The sequence below is a fragment of the uncultured Gimesia sp. genome (assembly GCF_963972345.1).
Taxonomy (GTDB): Bacteria; Planctomycetota; Planctomycetia; order Planctomycetales; family Planctomycetaceae; genus Gimesia.
In genome coordinates this window covers 1-17,418 of sequence record NZ_CAXAVM010000046.1, presented here as the reverse complement: position 1 = coordinate 17,418, position 17,418 = coordinate 1, and the positions used below count along the sequence as shown (strand labels likewise).

Below are 17,418 nucleotides of genomic sequence, written 5' to 3'. Positions count from 1 at the left end.
TTTCAACGTTGTTCGTGTCGATTTTAAGGGGACTTGGATTTTATTATCGGGAAAAGTCCTCTATGATTACAAAAAGATTGGCTTTAAGATAAGCCAGAATCGTTTCAAGTCCTGCTGTTACAGCGCTTAACGCAGGGAGCGAGGCGACCCGCCACGTATTTGATACCGTTCCGTTATATAGCGTAATCGAAAGTTCTGTGTATTACACGGATGAAAGGATGCGGCCCATGGGCTGTCGACTTAGGCTTGTTTTAGTCATTCACAACCATCAGCCCGTTGGGAATTTTGAAGGCGTTTTTGAAGAGTCCTATCAAAACAGCTATCAACCATTTCTCGACGTTTTATCAGAATACCCTGATATCCCTTTTTCTCTGCATACCTCAGGTAGCCTGATGGAATGGCTTGTCGAGGCGCATCCGGAATACATCGACCGGGTTCGTGGACTGGCGGAATCCGGGCAGGTCGAAATTCTGGGTGGTCCCTTTTATGAACCGATTCTGGCGGGCATTCCCCGTTGCGACCGGATCGGACAGATCACCGCCTATTCCGATTACCTGAAAAAAATGTTTGGAACGCCGGTTCGCGGAATGTGGGTACCCGAACGGGTCTGGGAACAGTCATTTGTCTCCGACCTGGTTGATGCCGGCATGGAATACACCCTGCTGGACGATTCCCATTTCAGTGCCGCTGGCGTTCGCGCAGAAAAAATGCACGGCTACTATCTCTCGGAAGATGAAGGCCGCCTGCTTAAGATTTTCCCGGACAATGAAACACTCCGCTACCAGATTCCCTTCACCGATCCCGTGGAAACGATTCATTATCTGAAAGAGATCGCCGACCATCATCCTCACTCAGTCGTCGTTTTTGGTGATGATGGCGAAAAGTTCGGCGCCTGGCCGGGCACCTTTGATCATGTCTACCGGGACGGCTGGCTGAAAAAATTCCTCGATCTGTTGCGTCAGAACAGTGACTGGTTGAAAGTCACCACACTTTCCGAATCGGTCGATTCCGTCTCTCCACTGGGCAGCTGTTATCTGCCTGACGCCAGTTACCGTGAGATGAATGAGTGGGCTCTCTCGTCAGAACGACAGCTGGAACTGGCAGCGCTGAAAGAACAGTTTGCTGAAACCGAGGGCTTTGATCGTCTCAAACCGTATCTGCGGGGCGGATTCTGGCGGAACTTCCGTGTGAAATACGCCGAGCTCAATGAGATGTATGCGCGGATGCTGCAGGTCAGCAACCGACTGCAGAGCCTGGAAGAGACCGGCGTCGATGCAGAAGACCTGCCGGCACTGCACGAAGCCCGGACCGAGTTGTACCGCGCTCAATGTAACTGCCCATACTGGCATGGTGCCTTCGGGGGCCTGTATCTGCCTCACCTGCGGAATGCGATTTACAAACATCTGATCTCAGCTGACACATTGCTGGAAAAAATTACCCACCGTGATGCCAGCTGGCTCGAAGTGGAAGTAGCCGACTTTAATCTGGATGCCCGGAAAGAAGTCAGGCTGGCCAGCAATCGACTGGTCGCTTACCTCGCCCCGGCGCAGGGCGGTCACCTGTATGAACTGGATGTGCGGGGCGCCAAACATAACCTGCTGGCGACGTTGGATCGACGTCCTGAACCCTATCACGATATCATTCGCAAAGCCGCCCTCGAACAGAAACAGGGTGCCCAGAATGGAGAGGATATCGGCAAAATTCATAATGCCGTCCGGTTCAAACAACCGGGCCTTGAGAAAAAACTGCAGTACGATCATACCCCGCGTAAATCACTGGTAGATCACTTCTTTCAGCCGGGCGTCGATCTGGATACCGTCATTCAGGGGGGCGGCGAAGTCGGCGATTTTGCGCAGGGCGTTTACCTCAGCTCGCTCAAACGAACCGATGATGACTGCGAAGTGCGTATGGTTCGCAAAGGGTATGTCGGCCCTTACGAAATCGAACTGACAAAAACCGTCTCGCTCACAAAACATGCCTCGGGTTCACTGGAAATCCATTACGAACTCTCACATCTGCCCGCTGAAGTTCCGCTGAATTTTGGCGTCGAGTTCAACTTTGCCGGCATGGCCGCGGGAGCCAGTGACCGCTACTACTACAATCATCTGGGCAAACAACTAGGGCAGCTCGAATCAAAACTCGATCTGGAAAAGACAGATCGCATCGGCCTGGTTGATGAATGGCTGGGACTGGATGCGGCCCTGGATCTTTCCGCGCCTGCCAGTATCTGGACGTTTCCGATTGAAACTATCAGTCAGTCCGAAGGTGGTTACGAACTGGTCCATCAGAGCTCGGTGGTAATCCCACACTGGGAGTTTGTCGCTGACGAACACGGACGCTGGTCCGTCACCATTACGCTTTCAATGGATACCTCCGCAGCCCAGGCCAAAGCCCTCAGTGAAGCAGCCACTTCCGGAGCATAAGCCTGGACTGAGAGATTCCGTAATGAAGTTCAGGAAAAGAGTTCGCTGACGACTTTCCCGCCGTCCACGATTTTCATCGGACGTCCCAGCGGACTCATGTTTTCTTTGCGCGGTTCAACCTGTAAGGACTGACAGATCGAGCAGAACAGGTCGGTCACTTCGACCGGTCGGTCCTGGACAGCGGAACCGTCTTTGGTGGAAGATCCGATGACCTGTCCTCCTTTGACGCCACCACCTGCTAGAGCGGCTGAGAAGACACGCGGGTAATGGTCGCGACCGGCGCGAGCATTGATTTTCGGAGTTCTGCCGAATTCACCCATCCAGACGACCAGGGTTTTATCCAGCATGCCCCGCTGTTTCAGATCGGAAATTAAAGCAGCCATCCCGGTATCCACTTCCCGGGCACGCGGAGAAAGGGTTTCCGAGATATCAGCGTGATTATCCCAGCCATTCGAACGGACTTCGATAAACGTGGAACCCGCTTCCACCAGTCGTCTTGCCAGCAGGCAACCTTTACCGAAGTTGTTCTCACCATATGCGCGACGCAGTTCTGCCGATTCCTCGCTCAAGTCAAACACTTTGGTTTGCGGGCTCATTACCAGCGAAGCAGCCTTGTCGTAAATCTTTTTGTGATTTTTCACAACCACTTCACCGCCGCGACTGGCGAATTCGGTATCCAGCCGACCCAGCAGGCCCAGGCGTTTCTGATAACGTTTGTCGGTCACGGTGGCTGCGACATTGTCGGGAATATTCCCCGGGTTGTTAATATTGAACGGTTCATAATCCACTCCCAGGAACCCGGCCCCTTCGGTTGCTCCGACAGAGACGATGGAAGGGATATCCAGTTCGCGGTCGCCGATTTCGCGGGTAATGTTCGAACCCAGGCTCGGATGTTTGACACTTCCGGAAGGGGCATAACCCGTATGCATCTGGTAGGTGGCCCGCTGATGGTTGCCTTCTTTATTGGTCATGGAACGAATCAGCGCGATATCCTGCATGACCTTTGCCGTGTTGATCCAGTCTTCGGCAATCTCAATGCCGGAAACCGCGGTTTTGATCGCCTGTTTGTCACCGGCGCTTGACGTGTTCGGCTTTGGATCAAACGTCTCAAACTGACTGGGGCCACCGGACATCCATAACAGGATCATCGCACGCCCCTGTTTGCGGAGCTCTTCGGCGGAGACACTCATCAGATCGTGAAAACTCAGTGTGCCTGCCGCCAGTGCTCCCATGGAAACGTTGCGGAGAAAGCTGCGACGCGAAAAACCGCCCCGGACTGCCTGAACCTGCTGATGGTGATAAAGACTCATAACGAACTCCTCATACTGAGGGGGAATTGATTGAAAAGTATACTGGTTACAAAACGCCTGTCGGGAATCGTTCAGCGTTTGGTGATAAACTCACTGGAATTTAACAGACTCCACATCAGATCCTCGAGCGCGTCATTCCGGTTGCCTGCTTCCTGAATGTAGTTCTGACAGATTTCTAATTCTGCCTTGCCGGGCACGCGTGAGAGTGTCAGCAGATACAGTTCCTGGATCGCATCATTGTCGTCTTTAAAGTCCCTGGCAATCTGGGCCAGTTTCGTATTCCGATCGGTTCCCAGCATCTCGTTCAGGGTTTTCGAATTCATCATGAACAATGCCTGCGGGACATCACCTGTGATCTCATCTTGCGAAGTGGAAGGATCGTAAGTAAACAGTGAGCTGAACTGCCCGCGGGCGGAACGGCTGGCCTGGTAGCGCCTGTTGCCGATATTCCGGTTGGTCTGCAGTTCATCAACGCCGAACACCTGGGTGATCGCTGTGAAGATCTGATCTCCCCGCAGCCGTGTAGGAGATTGGGCTGCGAACGGCGTATGCTGTTGCTCGGTTTTTTTCTGCATTTCACGCTGGTAGGCACGTGTGTTGGTGATCGTTTTGCAGAGCCATTTCAGATCGTAGCCACTGGCTGTAAAACCTTCTGACAGCGTATTCAGAACTTCGGGGTAGACGGCACTGCGTTCCGGGCCGATGTCATCGATGGGCGTATAGAAGCCTTCTCCCAGCATTTCTGCCCAGAGTCGATTGACGATCGCCCGTGAGAACCAGACATTGGAAGGCGTCGTTAAAAATTTCGAGAGTGTCTCACGCCGTTCGATGTCGTCCAGCCCTTCAGGGGCTTTGGTGCCGACAAACAGCACCGGCTGCACGACTTTGCCCATTGAAGTCGGATCATTTAAATCGGGCATGTGGTATTCGGTCATGAACCGCTGCATGTTTTCGGGAGCCGGGATGCCTTTAATTTCTTCCGCCGTCAGCGCCTTGTCACCATCTTTATCCCCCCGGGCAACCATCTGTTCAAAACCGCGGGCCATGCGGGTGCGCTGCACTTCCTGTTCGGTCAGCTTCCCGTCACGGTTCTTATCATACAAACGAAACAGCATGCTCGGGTCCTGCAGCATCTTCATCCGTTGAGCATACTGATTGCCGTCGGTACCCCGATCCATGGAAACCACTTCAAACGTACGTGGCGTGGCATCGCGGACCGGGCGAACCCGCACGCGTGGGAAAAAGGCGGCCAGCTCGTGGAAGCTGTTCCGTTTCCATTTGTCCGTGGGATGGTCGTGGCAGTTCGCACATTGAATCTGAATTCCCAGGAAGATCCGCGAGGTTTCCGCCGCCAGTTCAGCCGGATCGCCCTGATGGGCAAAGATGAGTGCCGTATTCCCATTTTCGCGGACATCGCCGGTGGCGGTCAGCAGGTCTGTGGTAATCTGATCCCAGCTCTTATTCTGATTGAGCTGGGTTGTCATCCACTCTTCGAATTCATTCTGGTTAATCCGTGACCGGGCATCGGTGGCCCGCAGGTAAATCACATCCCGCCAGTAGCGGGCCCAGTTCACACCGTACTCGTCTGATTTCAACAGATCATCAATCACGGCCCGTCGTTTGCCGGGGCTCCCGTCCAGGCCGAACAGAATGACTTCCGAAGTCGAAGGCTTGCGGCCCGCCAGGTCGAAGGTGATACGACGCAGAAAGTCTTCGTCATTCGCCAGGGGAGCCGGCGTGATATTCGCTTTTTTGAGTTCCGCTTCCAGCAGTTGATCGATCTTTTCTGCCATGGTAACGGCGTCGACTCTCTGCCGTTTGTCCGTTTGATCAGCACTCTTTGTTGCTGCGAATGACGCAGACTGGCATAATGGAACGGACAGTGTTACGAGAAACAGGCAGGCAGTCTGAATCGTTCGCTTTCGGGTAAAACTCATCATGGCGTTTGACCTGTAAAAAAAGCCGGGGAAATGGTTCCTGTTTTCGATCAGGAGTCAGAGTGAGTCAAAAGCTGCTGACTTCCAGAATGCATCCAGTTTATCAGCCATTTCATCCAGGTCGAACGTTTCGATCCGCTGCGACCGGGTGAGATGACTGCAATCAGGGACACTGGCTATTAAACCCTTCTTAACTTTGAATGTGTCGAGAAAAAGGTGATTTTCGTAAATTAATCTGAAGTAATCGAATCTGTACTAAAATCCGGACTGGTTGAATAATGGAACTGAGCGCTTGGGTCATTATTGTCATTTTATCCGGGGTAGCCATCGTGATTGGTGGCGTCCTGTTTTTTCGTCTGCATGCCTTTCTGGCTTTGCTGGCAGGTGCCCTCTGTGTAGGCGTGCTGACGCCCGTACAACAGATTGAAGAGACGGCACTTAGAAAGAACAGTTTTAAAATCCTCGAGGTCAGCGAAGACAATCGCAGTCTGATCCTCCAGGTCGAGAAAACGGGCAGCCTGCAGCCCGGCATGATGCTGATGATCATGGGGACCGAACAACCCCGCTTCCCCCTGATTCCCATTGCCCAGACCGAAGTCCAGCGGGTCACCGCCCGGTTCTCTCAAGACAACAAACGCATCATTATTGCCGAACTGAGTGTCCGCGATGACAGTGCCAGCCGCCCGATCCGCCTGGACGACTTTGCCATCACACCCACGCATTACAACTCAGCAATCGCGGAAGGCAGACAATCCGTGGGCGAACGCGTGGCTGCCGGCTTTGGCTCGACCTGCGCCAAGATCGGTATTCTGATTGCACTCGCCGCCATCATCGGCATGTGTCTGCTCGAAAGTGGTGCCGCCGAACGCATTGTCCGCTCCGCCATTCAGTTTGTCGGCGAGAAGCTGGCGCCCGTCGCTTTCATGGCCAGTGGTTTTTTGCTGGCGATTCCCGTCTTCTTTGATACGGTCTTCTACCTGCTCATTCCGCTGGGAAAAGCGATGCGGATCCGCACCGGTAAGAACTACCTGCTGTACGTGCTCGCGATTGTCACCGGGGGCACGATGGCCCATTCCCTCGTTCCGCCAACTCCGGGTCCCCTGTTCGTTGCTGAGCAGTTGAATGTCGATATCGCCACGATGATGATGGGCGGCCTGATTGTCGGCAGCATCACCGCTCTGTGTGGACTCGGTTACGCCACGTTGATTAATAAACACTTTGAACTCCCCTTTCGTGACTCAGCCGATGTCACCCAGGAAGATCTGCAGAAACTCGCGAACACAAAAATGGAAGATCTGCCGCCGCTCTGGTTATCGCTGTTACCAATTCTGCTCCCCGTCATTCTCATCGCCGGCTCAACCCTGCTCAAATTTAAAACGATCAGCAGCCAGCTTTCGGAGCAGTCACAAAACCTGATTACCACGCTGGGAAACAAAAATATCGCGTTGGGTATTGCCACGGTCATCGCACTCTGGACCCTCATCCGCCAGAAAAAATCCTCACTGGCAGCACTGTCGGAATCGATCCAGACAGCGCTGTACACAGGGGGCGTGATCATCCTGATCACCGCAGCAGGAGGTGCATTCGGCAGCGTACTGCAGCAGACCGGTGTCAGTTTCCTGATCGAATCTCTGCCGCAGGTCTCTCCATTGATGCTGGTCACGCTGGCGTTTCTGATCACTACCGCCATCCGCACTGCCCAGGGCTCATCGACGGTCGCCATGATCACCACCGTCGGGATTCTGGGGGGCATTGCCGAATCCACGACACTCGGCTTTCATCCGGTCTACCTGGCACTCGCTATCGGCTGCGGCTCCAAGCCGATCTCCTGGATGAATGACAGCGGTTTCTGGGTCATCGGAAAAATGAGCGGCATGACCGAGGGCGAAACCCTGAAATTTATCAGCCCCATGACCGCGCTGATGGGCATTGTCGGCTTGATCGTTGTTCTGCTGGGAGTTCAGTTTTTCCCGATGGCTTAAAGTGTTTGAAAGGCTTTGTGTTTTATGAAACGGAATCCCTCTGGTGATGCACTGAAGTTAATCACTCTCGCACTGCTGAGCGTCTTGAGCAGCGAAGCCATTGCAGAGCCTGTTGACATTGGTTCCCGCCGGGAACTGTTCGTGGACCGACTGCTGATTGACCAGCTTGATGACGTCACATTGAAACTGCATCAGCCTGTCAAAGCACCACGTCCCCGGTCTCCTCTCCCCGTGCGACACATGATCACGGTCATTAAAAACGGAGACCGCTTCCAGGCCTGGTGGCGCGGCTCCGATCCGGATTACCAGGGCGATAAACATACCGGGCACCCGGGTGAAACCGTGCATTACGCCGTCAGTCAGGATGGTCACGAATGGGAGTTCCCGGAACTGGGCCTGCATGAAGTGGCAGGCACCAAAACAAACAACGTGATTCTCGCAAAGCAGCCTCCCTTTCTGACCAACTTCACACCCTTTCTCGACACGCGCGCCGACGTGAAACCTGCGGAACGTTACAAGGCGCTGGCGGGCTATCCCGGACCGGGAGATAAGCGGGGTTTGAAAGAACAGGGGCGGGGGCTGTTCGCATTTGTCTCGCCCGATGGGATTCAGTGGACGCAGCAGGGGGAAGTGATTCCCTATCAGCCCGAGTGGCGCCACGCCTTTGATTCTGCCAATGTCGCGTTCTGGTCTGAGGCGGAACAGAAATACGTCTGCTATTTTCGTACGTGGACCGATCCCGAACGCTTACGCAGCATCAGCCGCACGACGAGCCCGGACTTTCAACACTGGACTAAGCCGGTTGCGCTCAACCCCAATCGGCCGGGCGAGCACCTTTATACGAACCAGACTCATCCTTACTTCCGGGCACCTCATATTTACATCGCTCTACCTACCCGTTTTGTACCCGGTCGCGGGGATGCACCCGAGTACAATCAGCAGGACGTCAACGCGACCGACATCCTGTTTATGACCACTCGTGCCGGTTCTCAAAAATATGACCGACTCTTCACCCATGCGTTCATCCGGCCCGGCCTTGATCCACAGCAGTGGAAGAATCGTGCCAATTATGTGGCATTAAATGTCCTGCCCACCGGTCCCACAGAAATGTCGATCTACCATCGCAGCGGTGATCGTTACGTATTGCGAACCGATGGATTCGTCTCGGTTAACGCCGGTTCGCAACCGGGCAGCCTGTTGACGAAGCCGCTCATTTTTGCAGGCAGTCAGTTGAAGTTGAACTTCAGCACCAGTGCTGCCGGCAGTCTGAAAGTCGAGGTTCAGAAACCGGGTGGCAGCCCGATTCCCGGCTTCACCCTGCAGGACTGCCGACCGGTGATTGGTGACAAAATTGACGGAGTCGTACATTGGAAGAATACCCCCGATCTGGCTGCACTCGCCGGCCAGCCGGTTCGTCTGAAATTCGAATTGCAGGAGTGTGATCTGTACTCGTTCCAATTTGACCGGTAAGATGAACTGGTGAAATCGTCAGCTATCAATACATGATAAAGTGAAATCAGATGACAGACGAACCGGAATCCGATTCGCAGCAGCCAGACCCGCAGGCAGTGAAATCATCAGTCTCTCCCTGGAAAATCACCAGCTGGATATGTTGTCTGGTGATCATCGGCAGTGTCCTGGCGTGTGTGGTCATCGCTGCCATGCAGAGTGAAGGGTTAAAAGAGGTCAAAGTCACGGCCCTGGATGCCGCCGCGGAACCCCGCGATCATGACATTCCGCTGATCAGACAGAAAGAAGCATTGCCCGATTACGAACTGCTGATAATCACGCAGGATCTCATTGGCTACAAACTGGGAGCCAAACCCAATACTTCTGCCACGGAAGGCCTGGTCTGGAAACTTAAGAAACCGATTGGCATCCACGATATTATCGGTATCCGGTTGCAGGATCAGGACAAACTGCTTTCCGATGCACTGGTGGAAGTTCCCTTCAGTCGGGACCCGGTGGTCGCGGATAATTACCGGTTCGAGTTTCAGACCGTGTATTCCGCCCAGGTGGGATTGGAATCCTTTTTTCAAACTCCCATCGGTCTGGCGATCGCCTTTGCTTTCGTGATTGCTGTCCTGCTGATATTAGTCAATTATTTTAATCTCGACTTCAATTGAAGTGTTTGCTCAATCAGGAGATAAAATGGAAGGCTTTAGCTGGATGTTTGCGATAATGGGATTTTCAATGGCGGCCGGCGCTGTGGGGGTAGTCAATCAACTCACCACTCAGGTGAAAGCACTGGAAGCACGCATTGCCTTATTGGAAGCGGAACCAGATGTCAAAAGAGATACTCTTGAGTCGTCTGAGTGAGTGCGTGATTGATGAAAAAACTGGGAACTCAACTCAGCCCCAACATGCTCAATACCAGCACGATGGCGATGGCTTCCTGGTAATCAATTTTCCGCAGTGAAAACAGATCGGAAAGCAGCCGGATCCAGAATTCTTTGAAAAACCAGGCGACGAGCAGCAGTATGCAGATCGTCAACACGACATCGAGAAAAGAGGTCAGCATCAGACCGCCGAGGCCCACTTTAGCGACGAGACTGAATTTGATGATCCCGGCCAGGGCATTAAAGGCAAAGAGAGCGAGATTAAATTTCGGCGTGATCCGGCGTGATTCCGGAGGCAGTGTGGTGTCGGACATGAATATGAATTCCTGTGCTTTCAGATGCAGAATGAATTGTTTACCTCTCAGCTCAACATGATCATATCAGCTCCATTACAGAATCAAAGCGCCGGCTGGAGGCAGCACAGTAATTCTGCCTGCAATCTGATCCTTTCATGCTTGCTTAACTCATTCCATCATGCCAGTATATCTTCCACAGAGGACGAACCTCATTCCAGTCAGATCCACTTAGGTCAGGATCATGGAAGATCTCATCTCTCGGTTCCTTGATGTGGATTGCGTTTTTTATGGATCAGTACGTTCGCACGTCGCGCTATTTCAATGGGCTGTCGGCGATATTCGCGTTTCTCCTGTGGGGCGGCTGGGCATATCACATCAATTCCCAGACTTCGACTCAGTCAGGGATCGTGGCGGGGTTGACGCAGGGCACATCCAGTTTTCTGATCACCCTGTTTATGGTACACGCCGTCACGTTACTGTTTCACCGGTTTCATCACCCCTTCAGAAAGGTTTTGCTGCCTGCGGTCATCGTTGTCTGTAGTACCAGTCTGTTTCTTTATACCGTGCACCTGGTGATGGGCACGCCCCGCATTCTGGCGACGATTTTACCTGCGATAACCGTTGCCTTTTCGTTCTGCCTGTTTACCTCGTTTAAATTACTCCGAATTCATCAGCAGAGAAGCAGTCAATATGAATGAACCCAGCGCCCGGCGACCGCTCAAAGTCCGCGATGTCAAACTGGTCAATACATTCGCCCGTTATCTGAGCGGGAAAAATATCACGCCCAACCAGATTTCGGTGACCAGCGTCTTTTTTGCACTGCTGGCCGCGGCCTGTTTTCTGTTGTTTGCCCACTACTCCTACTGGTGGCTGCTGATTCTGGCGGGACTGATGATTCAATGCCGATTGCTGTGCAACCTGTTTGATGGCATGGTCGCCGTTGAAGGGGGCAAAAGTACAAAGTCAGGCGAGTTGTTCAATGATATCCCCGATCGCGTTGCTGACCCGCTGATTCTGGTGTCCGCCGGCTATGCAATTCATGTCGTCAGCTATGGCGGCGAACTTGGCTGGTGTACAGGATTGTTCGCCGTCCTGACGGCTTACATACGAACCCTGAACGCCAGCATCGGCGCGCCCGTTGATTTCAAAGGACCGATGGCCAAACAGCATCGGATGGCGGTTCTGACAATTGCCTGTGTGATTACCGCGTTGGAAGTCGTATTTCGACAGTCTGACTATACGCTGTTGATCGCTCTGATTGTGATCGTCGCCGGCTGCGTTATCACCTGCATTCGTCGCACCATTTCTGCCTACCGGTTTCTGGAAGCCTGAGCATGTTCAACATTCCGCCTCACTCTTTTAATGTCATGCTGGTCGTACTGGGCCTGTTACTGACGGCAACCACCTGCCGCTTGATCCTGGCTCGTGCGAAGCCGCAGAAGGATTACACTGAACTGCGTCAGCGGATTCAGTCCTGGTGGTGGATGATCGGCATCATTTTTGTCTGCCTGATTGTCAGTCAGACAACGGCCATAATCCTGTTTGCATTTATCAGCTTTCTGGCGTTGAAAGAATTCTTTTCCATCGTCCCGACCCGCCAGGCGGACCGTCGCGTGCTGTTCTGGGCTTACATTTCGATTCCCATTCAATACTATTTCGTCAGCATCGGCTGGTATGGCATGTTTATCATTTTTATTCCCATCTATATCTTCCTGCTGCTGCCGATGCGGATGGTGTTGATCGGAGAAACAAAGGGCTTCATCTACTCAGCCGGGATTATTCACTGGGCGGTCATGCTGACGGTCTTCTGCCTGAGTCATATTGCCTATCTGCTGGTACTACCTGTTCAGAACCAGGCAGCGGGGGACATGGGACTGGTGATCTTCCTGCTGCTGATGACGCAACTCAACGACGTCTGCCAGTATATCTGGGGCAAGTTGCTCGGGCGCCATAAAATTATTCCCAAGGTCAGTCCGAATAAAACCTGGGAAGGATTTATCGGAGGCGTACTGTCGATTGCCCTCGTCTCGACACTGCTGGGGCCTTATCTGACACCCCTGTCGCTGAAATTCAGTCTGCTGGCCGGATTACTCATCAGCGGTTCCGGCTTTATTGGAGATGTGGTGATTTCATCGATCAAACGCGATCTGGAAATCAAAGACAGCGGCAGCCTGATTCCCGGGCATGGCGGGATACTGGATCGCTGTGACAGCCTGATTTTTACCTCGCCCCTGTTTTTTCATTTCCTGTATTACGTGAATTATTGAGCCATGGAACGCGTTCTCAAAATCCTGTTCTTTGCGCTGATCGTCAAGCCGATTGTGTTTATCGTGCTGGGTCTGAATCTGCGCGGCAAACCGAATCTGCCCCGGGAAGGCCCGGCCCTGATCGCCGCCAACCACAACAGTCACCTCGATACGCTGGTGCTGATGAGCCTGTATCCGCTCTCAAAAATCCACCGCGTTCGACCCGTGGCCGCCGCCGACTATTTTCTGCGAAACAAATATCTGGCCTGGTTCGCTCTTAAATGCATTGGCATCATTCCCATCAATCGCAGCGGTCGCATGCGAAAAAGTGAACTGTTTGCCGGTTGTCATCAGGCACTGGATCAGGGAGAGATTCTGATTCTGTTTCCCGAAGGGAGCCGTGGAAACCCGGAAGAACTGAGCGAAATCAAACGCGGCATCTACCATATCGTGCATGACCGGACTGATACCCGGGTCACACCGGTGATGATGCATGGCCTGGGTCGCGCCTTACCGCGAGGTGAAGCACTGCTGGTGCCCTTTAACTGCGATGTGATTATCGGTGAATCGTTACCGGATGCCGAAAACGGGGAACAACTGGTGATTGCGATTAAAGAAGCCTTTCTGGAACTGCAGAAGTATTGCATTACCTGCAGTCAACCGCGATCATGGATACAGGATCCGAAACCGTAAGATTTTGATTTAATCCATGGAGTTCCCTGATGAAGTTGCGTGCTGTCCTGCTGTTGGCTCTACTTGTGTTGACTGTCTTTCATTCTGCCGTTCAGGCAGCAGAAAATAAAAAGCGTCCCAATATTATTCTCATCATGTGCGATGACATGGGCTGGTCGGATATCGGCTGTTATGGTGGTGAAGTGCAGACACCCCACCTGGATCGCATGGCGGAAGAAGGCTTACGGTTTACCCAGTTCTATAACAATGCGGTCTGCTGGACAACGCGGGCATCGCTGGTAACGGGCCTGTATCCCCGCTATCCCCGACCGCATCTGAACCGCAACATGGTGACGATTGGCGAAGTCCTGCAGCAGGCCGGTTATCAGACGGCCCTCAGTGGCAAATGGCATCTGGGACGAACCGAATCGACTCACCCGGTTTATCGCGGGTTTCATGACTATTATGGTCTTCTGGATGGCTGCTGTAATTTTTTTGATCCCTACTACCGCGATCCCAAATTCAAACGGGGGATTACCGGCGACGGTTACCGTTTCTTCGCTGAAAATACGACGCGTATCACCGAGTTCCCGGACGGCTTTTACACGACCGATGCCTTTACCGATCACGCCATTCAGGAAATCAAAACGTATTCCCAGTCAGACAAACCGTTCTTCCTGCATCTCTGTTACACGGCCCCGCACTATCCCCTGCATGCAAAACCGAAAGACATCGCAAAATACAAGGGACGTTATGCAGCAGGCTGGGAAGCATTGCGCAATGAACGCTATCGGCGTCAGTTGAAGATGGGACTTATTGACCCGAACTGGAAACTGCCGGCCCGCGACCCGGAATCAGCCGACTGGGAGCAGGACAAATATCCGCGCGACTGGCAGGAACGCCGCATGGAGGTCTACGCCGCGATGATTGACTGTATGGATCAGAATATCGGCCGCCTGATGGCGACATTAAAAGAGACCGGCGTGGACGACAATACGATAGTGATGTTTCTTTCTGATAACGGACCCGATGCCAGCGAGCCGGGCGGCGCGAATCCAGAACAGATTCCCGGCCCCAGGGAATATTACACCACCTGTGGTCCCAGCTGGGCCTTCCCACAGAATACGCCGTTTCGCCGCTTCAAGACGTGGATGCATGAGGGGGGCATTTCGACTCCGTTCATCGTCCGCTGGCCGGGCAAGATCGAAGCGAATTCCATTACCCGGCAGCCGGCCCACATTATTGATGTCATGCCAACCTGCGTTGAACTGGCCGAAACCGAATATCCAAAGACGTTTGAATCTCACAAAATTCTCCCCGTGGATGGAAAAAGCATAGTGCCCATTCTGGAAGGGCAGACACGCGCGCCCCATGATTCGCTGTTCTGGGAGTTGAGAAATAATCAGGCCGTACGGCAGGGGAAATGGAAACTGGTTGCGGATCGCAAAATTAATCGCTGGGAACTGTATGACCTGGAACAGGACCGTACCGAAACCAATAACCTTGCAGAGCAGTACCCTGAACGCGTGGCGCAAATGAAGGCTGACTGGCAACAGTGGGCCGAAAAAACCGGCGTTGCCGGGGAAAAACATCAACGGGGAAAACAGATTCCCTGAGGCAACCTGACAGGCTCAGTGGCTGGCTCGTTTGAACTGCGAGAGTTCGTTTCTGGCTCGTTCTGTCAGGGGATGTTTTTCGGCCGCGTACACCCGGACTCGTTTTTCCAGCAGCCATTCCTTCCAGGGAGCATTCGGTTCCATTGTCTGCAGTGAATCGATGATCTGCTGATTGCCTATTTTTTCTGCGATCAGATATCTCACCAACAGTCGATTGTCTTCCAGGCGATGCAGGGAGAAGGGTTGCTGTAACTGCTCGTACAGCGGTTCAGCATAACCGGCATCCAGGTCACACAGGCTGACTGCTTTGAACAGGAGGGAGTCCAGCAACTGACGGCTACCCCAGGGGCTGTTCTCCAGCAGTTTCAGGGTGTCGAGAATCTTCTGCAGTCCTTCGCCTGGCTGTTTCTGCTGGAGAGCGGCAATGGCCTGAATCGCAGCTGCTTCGGTGGGGTTCTGCTCTCTGACCTTGATCAGCAGTTCGTCGGGAACGGGAACGCCGGATTCTGCCAGAGTGTGCGCGTAGACCATGGTCTCGATCGGACAGCTTAAATCCGGTTGAAATGTTTGAAAACGTGCCAGCGCATCCAGGTAGCGGCTGGCCAGGTACAGATTAAATGCTTCGCCCCGCGTCTGCTGTTCTTCGGAGAGACCATCATCAATATGCACCCTGCCTCCCAACCTGAGCTGCATCGCCAGCCGTCGTTGCGTGACTTTTTTTCGACTCTCACTATCCAGGGAAACAGGCAGATCATCGTCCAGTTGGACCGCGCGGTTCTGCAGATCGTGAATCGAAAAACGGGTTGACTTGCCCACCGTTTTCGCAAACGCGTATTCCAGCAGATTGCGATCGTCCAGATTCATCGGCTCTGACACGGATTCCAGTAACTGGTTGATTGTTCGATCTCCACAGACAAAATGTGCCAGGATGCCTTCCACGTCAATCACAGACCAGCCCTGTTTGAGTCCTTCCGCCAGCACGGGTTGTTTGAGTTTCTGCTGCAGTGACTCCAGCTGATACTGAAAAGCCTGTTTTGATTTGCCACAGACCAGGACCATATCGCGGGCTTTGGTTTGCCAGATCTGGACTTCGGGAAAGACGGATTGTACCGTCTGCAGGACGATCTGGACTGTCCGGTCGTCGACTTCGTATCCCTGCAGCCACTGCAGGAACAGGCCGTCCGGATTCAAACGGTTGGAAACGGAATCGTAAAACTCCCGGGTGTAGAGATTCGCGATGCCGGCCCGATAGGGATTGGAAGGCTCCGAGACAATCAGGTCGTACTGTTGTTTGCTGGTGAGTAAAAATTCGCGGGCATCATTAAAATGCAGAGTGAGTTTCGGGTTCTGCTGTGCATCGCGATTAATCTGTGAGCATCGCCTGGTTATTTCCAGAACAACCGGTTCCAGTTCGACGACATCAACGGCGGTCATTTCTTCTACGGCAGCCATCCAGCCGGCGGATTCCCCTGTGCCCAGTCCGATCACCAGTCCGGTTCGTGGTGCGGGGTGAAGCAGGGGGCCAAGCAACCCCAGGCCGATCTGGGTCCCGGCATCGCCAAACGCATTGCCGTCGCTTTTGCCGTTGACGATAAAGGCGAGACTGTCGGTCGCTGTGATGGCCACGCTTGATTCGCGTCCTTCTGCTTCCCAGATGCACTGCCGGTTTTTGGTATGGGAGAAGTTTCGTTTGGCATTAGGGCCTGTGTCTTCCAGGCTGGCGCGTCGCGCCCCAATGCCGGCGTGTCTCCAGACGGCGGTGGGACCGGTTTCAGTAATCATCAAAATCGTCAAGAGCGAAAGCAGGAGCGAAGTCGCCAGCGAGACCGGTTTCCAGCGTTGACCAGTCAGTAGCAGGATCAGACCCAGGCTCAGCAGCAGGCAGACTGACAGCTTCCAGAGACCTGGCGCAGTCATGGCGGGCAGCAGGAAAAATCCCCCTGCTATCGACCCCGAAATCGCTCCCAGGGTATTGGCCGCAAAGGTCCAGCCGACGTGCTTACCGACATTTTCTTTGCCAGTCCCGGCAATTGCGATCAACAGCGGGAACTGAAAGCCGGCAACCAGCGCTGCGGGAAATATCACAAAGGCTCCGATCTGAAACCAGTACCAGACCTGTTCCAGAAACGTCGCCACGGGCTGGCTCTGCTGATGTAAGACCCAGAATGCGATCTGATCTCCATACCAGTACGGAACCGCGATGAGCAGTGCTTCCAGCGTGCAGATGAATGCGAGAAAGGAAAGTGTCGGTTTCACCAGTCGTGCCAGTAACGCATACAGGGCACCACCGACGCCGATGCCAAGCAACGCCACACACAGAATCAGTCCAAAGGTATAAGTGGTGCCTCCCAGCAACGGGCCCAGCATGCGATACCAGACAATCTCCATCAGAAAAAAGACGAAGCCGACCGTCCCCGATGCGAGACAGACAATGCCTAACCGGTCCGGCTGAGCGCTCACTGTCTCGTGGCTCACCGATTCCGGTAAGTCTGCCTGTCCCGGTGTTTGTATTACTGCTCCTTGCGATAACCGCGTCGATAGCAGCAGAGCTGTCACAGCCAGCAGCAGATTAATCCCACAGGCAAACCAGAGTACGC

Annotated in this window: 14 protein-coding genes; 10 read left to right on the top strand and 4 right to left on the bottom strand. The window is 53.5% G+C overall.

Annotation, left to right across the window (positions count from 1 at the left end; all coding sequences use genetic code 11):
* The first annotated feature begins 227 nt into the window (after positions 1 to 227).
* On the top strand, positions 228 to 2,423 hold the full coding sequence (locus AACZ40_RS10285) for an alpha-amylase/4-alpha-glucanotransferase domain-containing protein (RefSeq protein ID WP_291179850.1): 2,196 nt from the start codon (positions 228 to 230) through the stop codon (positions 2,421 to 2,423).
* A 29-nt stretch (positions 2,424 to 2,452) separates the two neighbouring features.
* Here the strand turns inward: AACZ40_RS10285 and AACZ40_RS10280 are convergent, their stop codons facing one another.
* On the bottom strand, positions 2,453 to 3,733 hold the full coding sequence (locus tag AACZ40_RS10280; protein WP_291179847.1) for a DUF1501 domain-containing protein: 1,281 nt from the start codon (positions 3,731 to 3,733) through the stop codon (positions 2,453 to 2,455).
* Between the two features lie 71 nt (positions 3,734 to 3,804).
* The gene (locus tag AACZ40_RS10275) at positions 3,805 to 5,673 is read right to left on the bottom strand and encodes a DUF1549 domain-containing protein (RefSeq protein ID WP_291179844.1); all 1,869 of its coding nucleotides are present in this window, start codon (positions 5,671 to 5,673) and stop codon (positions 3,805 to 3,807) included.
* Between the two features lie 275 nt (positions 5,674 to 5,948).
* On the opposite strand from AACZ40_RS10275, the gene AACZ40_RS10270 reads away from it, so the two are divergent.
* From AACZ40_RS10270 to AACZ40_RS10255, 4 genes are read left to right on the top strand one after another with little or no spacing between them, the layout of a single operon-like run.
* Positions 5,949 to 7,652 carry a GntP family permease gene (locus AACZ40_RS10270; protein ID WP_291179841.1) on the top strand — a complete coding sequence of 568 codons (1,704 nt, stop codon included), beginning with the start codon at positions 5,949 to 5,951 and terminating at the stop codon, positions 7,650 to 7,652.
* 24 nt (positions 7,653 to 7,676) lie between these two features.
* Complete coding sequence (locus AACZ40_RS10265) at positions 7,677 to 9,122, top strand: hypothetical protein (RefSeq protein ID WP_291179838.1); 1,446 nt, start codon at positions 7,677 to 7,679, stop codon at positions 9,120 to 9,122.
* 50 nt (positions 9,123 to 9,172) lie between these two features.
* Entirely contained in the window at positions 9,173 to 9,778 is a 606-nt protein-coding gene (locus tag AACZ40_RS10260) for a hypothetical protein (protein WP_291179836.1), read from the top strand.
* Positions 9,779 to 9,803: 25 nt separating this feature from the next.
* Entirely contained in the window at positions 9,804 to 9,971 is a 168-nt protein-coding gene (locus AACZ40_RS10255; RefSeq protein WP_291179833.1) for a hypothetical protein, read from the top strand.
* A gap of 28 nt (positions 9,972 to 9,999) precedes the next feature.
* On the opposite strand, the gene AACZ40_RS10250 is transcribed toward AACZ40_RS10255, so the two are convergent.
* The gene (locus AACZ40_RS10250; RefSeq protein ID WP_291179830.1) at positions 10,000 to 10,305 is read right to left on the bottom strand and encodes a hypothetical protein; all 306 of its coding nucleotides are present in this window, start codon (positions 10,303 to 10,305) and stop codon (positions 10,000 to 10,002) included.
* A 269-nt stretch (positions 10,306 to 10,574) separates the two neighbouring features.
* On the opposite strand from AACZ40_RS10250, the gene AACZ40_RS10245 reads away from it, so the two are divergent.
* Genes AACZ40_RS10245 through AACZ40_RS10225 form a run of 5 tightly spaced genes read left to right on the top strand, consistent with a single transcriptional unit; the run spans position 10,575 to position 14,821 of the window.
* Positions 10,575 to 10,985: a hypothetical protein gene (locus tag AACZ40_RS10245; protein WP_291179827.1), complete on the top strand. Its 411-nt coding sequence runs from the start codon at positions 10,575 to 10,577 to the stop codon at positions 10,983 to 10,985.
* Positions 10,978 to 11,619, top strand: coding sequence for a CDP-alcohol phosphatidyltransferase family protein (locus AACZ40_RS10240; RefSeq protein WP_291179824.1), 642 nt, complete (start codon positions 10,978 to 10,980; stop codon positions 11,617 to 11,619). The genes AACZ40_RS10245 and AACZ40_RS10240 overlap by 8 nt, the downstream gene beginning before the upstream one ends.
* A 2-nt stretch (positions 11,620 to 11,621) precedes the next feature.
* Complete coding sequence (locus tag AACZ40_RS10235; protein WP_291179821.1) at positions 11,622 to 12,554, top strand: phosphatidate cytidylyltransferase; 933 nt, start codon at positions 11,622 to 11,624, stop codon at positions 12,552 to 12,554.
* A gap of 3 nt (positions 12,555 to 12,557) precedes the next feature.
* Positions 12,558 to 13,226 (top strand): lysophospholipid acyltransferase family protein, encoded by a 669-nt coding sequence (locus AACZ40_RS10230; RefSeq protein WP_291179818.1) that lies wholly within the window; start codon positions 12,558 to 12,560, stop codon positions 13,224 to 13,226.
* 29 nt (positions 13,227 to 13,255) lie between these two features.
* Positions 13,256 to 14,821, top strand: coding sequence for an arylsulfatase (locus AACZ40_RS10225; RefSeq protein WP_291179815.1), 1,566 nt, complete (start codon positions 13,256 to 13,258; stop codon positions 14,819 to 14,821).
* Positions 14,822 to 14,836: 15 nt separating this feature from the next.
* Here the strand turns inward: AACZ40_RS10225 and AACZ40_RS10220 are convergent.
* On the bottom strand, positions 14,837 to 17,418 hold a 2,582-nt coding region (locus AACZ40_RS10220; protein WP_339674342.1), incomplete at its 5' end, for a fused MFS/spermidine synthase.

Bases quoted from the DNA above. Each gene is read 5' to 3' on its own strand.
- AACZ40_RS10285 (WP_291179850.1), top strand. From the start codon at position 228: ATGGGCTGTCGACTTAGGCTTGTTTTAGTCATTCACAACCATCAGCCC.
- AACZ40_RS10280 (WP_291179847.1), bottom strand. From the start codon at position 3,733: ATGAGTCTTTATCACCATCAGCAGGTTCAGGCAGTCCGGGGCGGTTTT.
- AACZ40_RS10275 (WP_291179844.1), bottom strand. From the start codon at position 5,673: ATGATGAGTTTTACCCGAAAGCGAACGATTCAGACTGCCTGCCTGTTT.
- AACZ40_RS10270 (WP_291179841.1), top strand. From the start codon at position 5,949: ATGGAACTGAGCGCTTGGGTCATTATTGTCATTTTATCCGGGGTAGCC.
- AACZ40_RS10265 (WP_291179838.1), top strand. From the start codon at position 7,677: ATGAAACGGAATCCCTCTGGTGATGCACTGAAGTTAATCACTCTCGCA.
- AACZ40_RS10260 (WP_291179836.1), top strand. From the start codon at position 9,173: ATGACAGACGAACCGGAATCCGATTCGCAGCAGCCAGACCCGCAGGCA.
- AACZ40_RS10255 (WP_291179833.1), top strand. From the start codon at position 9,804: ATGGAAGGCTTTAGCTGGATGTTTGCGATAATGGGATTTTCAATGGCG.
- AACZ40_RS10250 (WP_291179830.1), bottom strand. From the start codon at position 10,305: ATGTCCGACACCACACTGCCTCCGGAATCACGCCGGATCACGCCGAAA.
- AACZ40_RS10245 (WP_291179827.1), top strand. From the start codon at position 10,575: ATGGATCAGTACGTTCGCACGTCGCGCTATTTCAATGGGCTGTCGGCG.
- AACZ40_RS10240 (WP_291179824.1), top strand. From the start codon at position 10,978: ATGAATGAACCCAGCGCCCGGCGACCGCTCAAAGTCCGCGATGTCAAA.
- AACZ40_RS10235 (WP_291179821.1), top strand. From the start codon at position 11,622: ATGTTCAACATTCCGCCTCACTCTTTTAATGTCATGCTGGTCGTACTG.
- AACZ40_RS10230 (WP_291179818.1), top strand. From the start codon at position 12,558: ATGGAACGCGTTCTCAAAATCCTGTTCTTTGCGCTGATCGTCAAGCCG.
- AACZ40_RS10225 (WP_291179815.1), top strand. From the start codon at position 13,256: ATGAAGTTGCGTGCTGTCCTGCTGTTGGCTCTACTTGTGTTGACTGTC.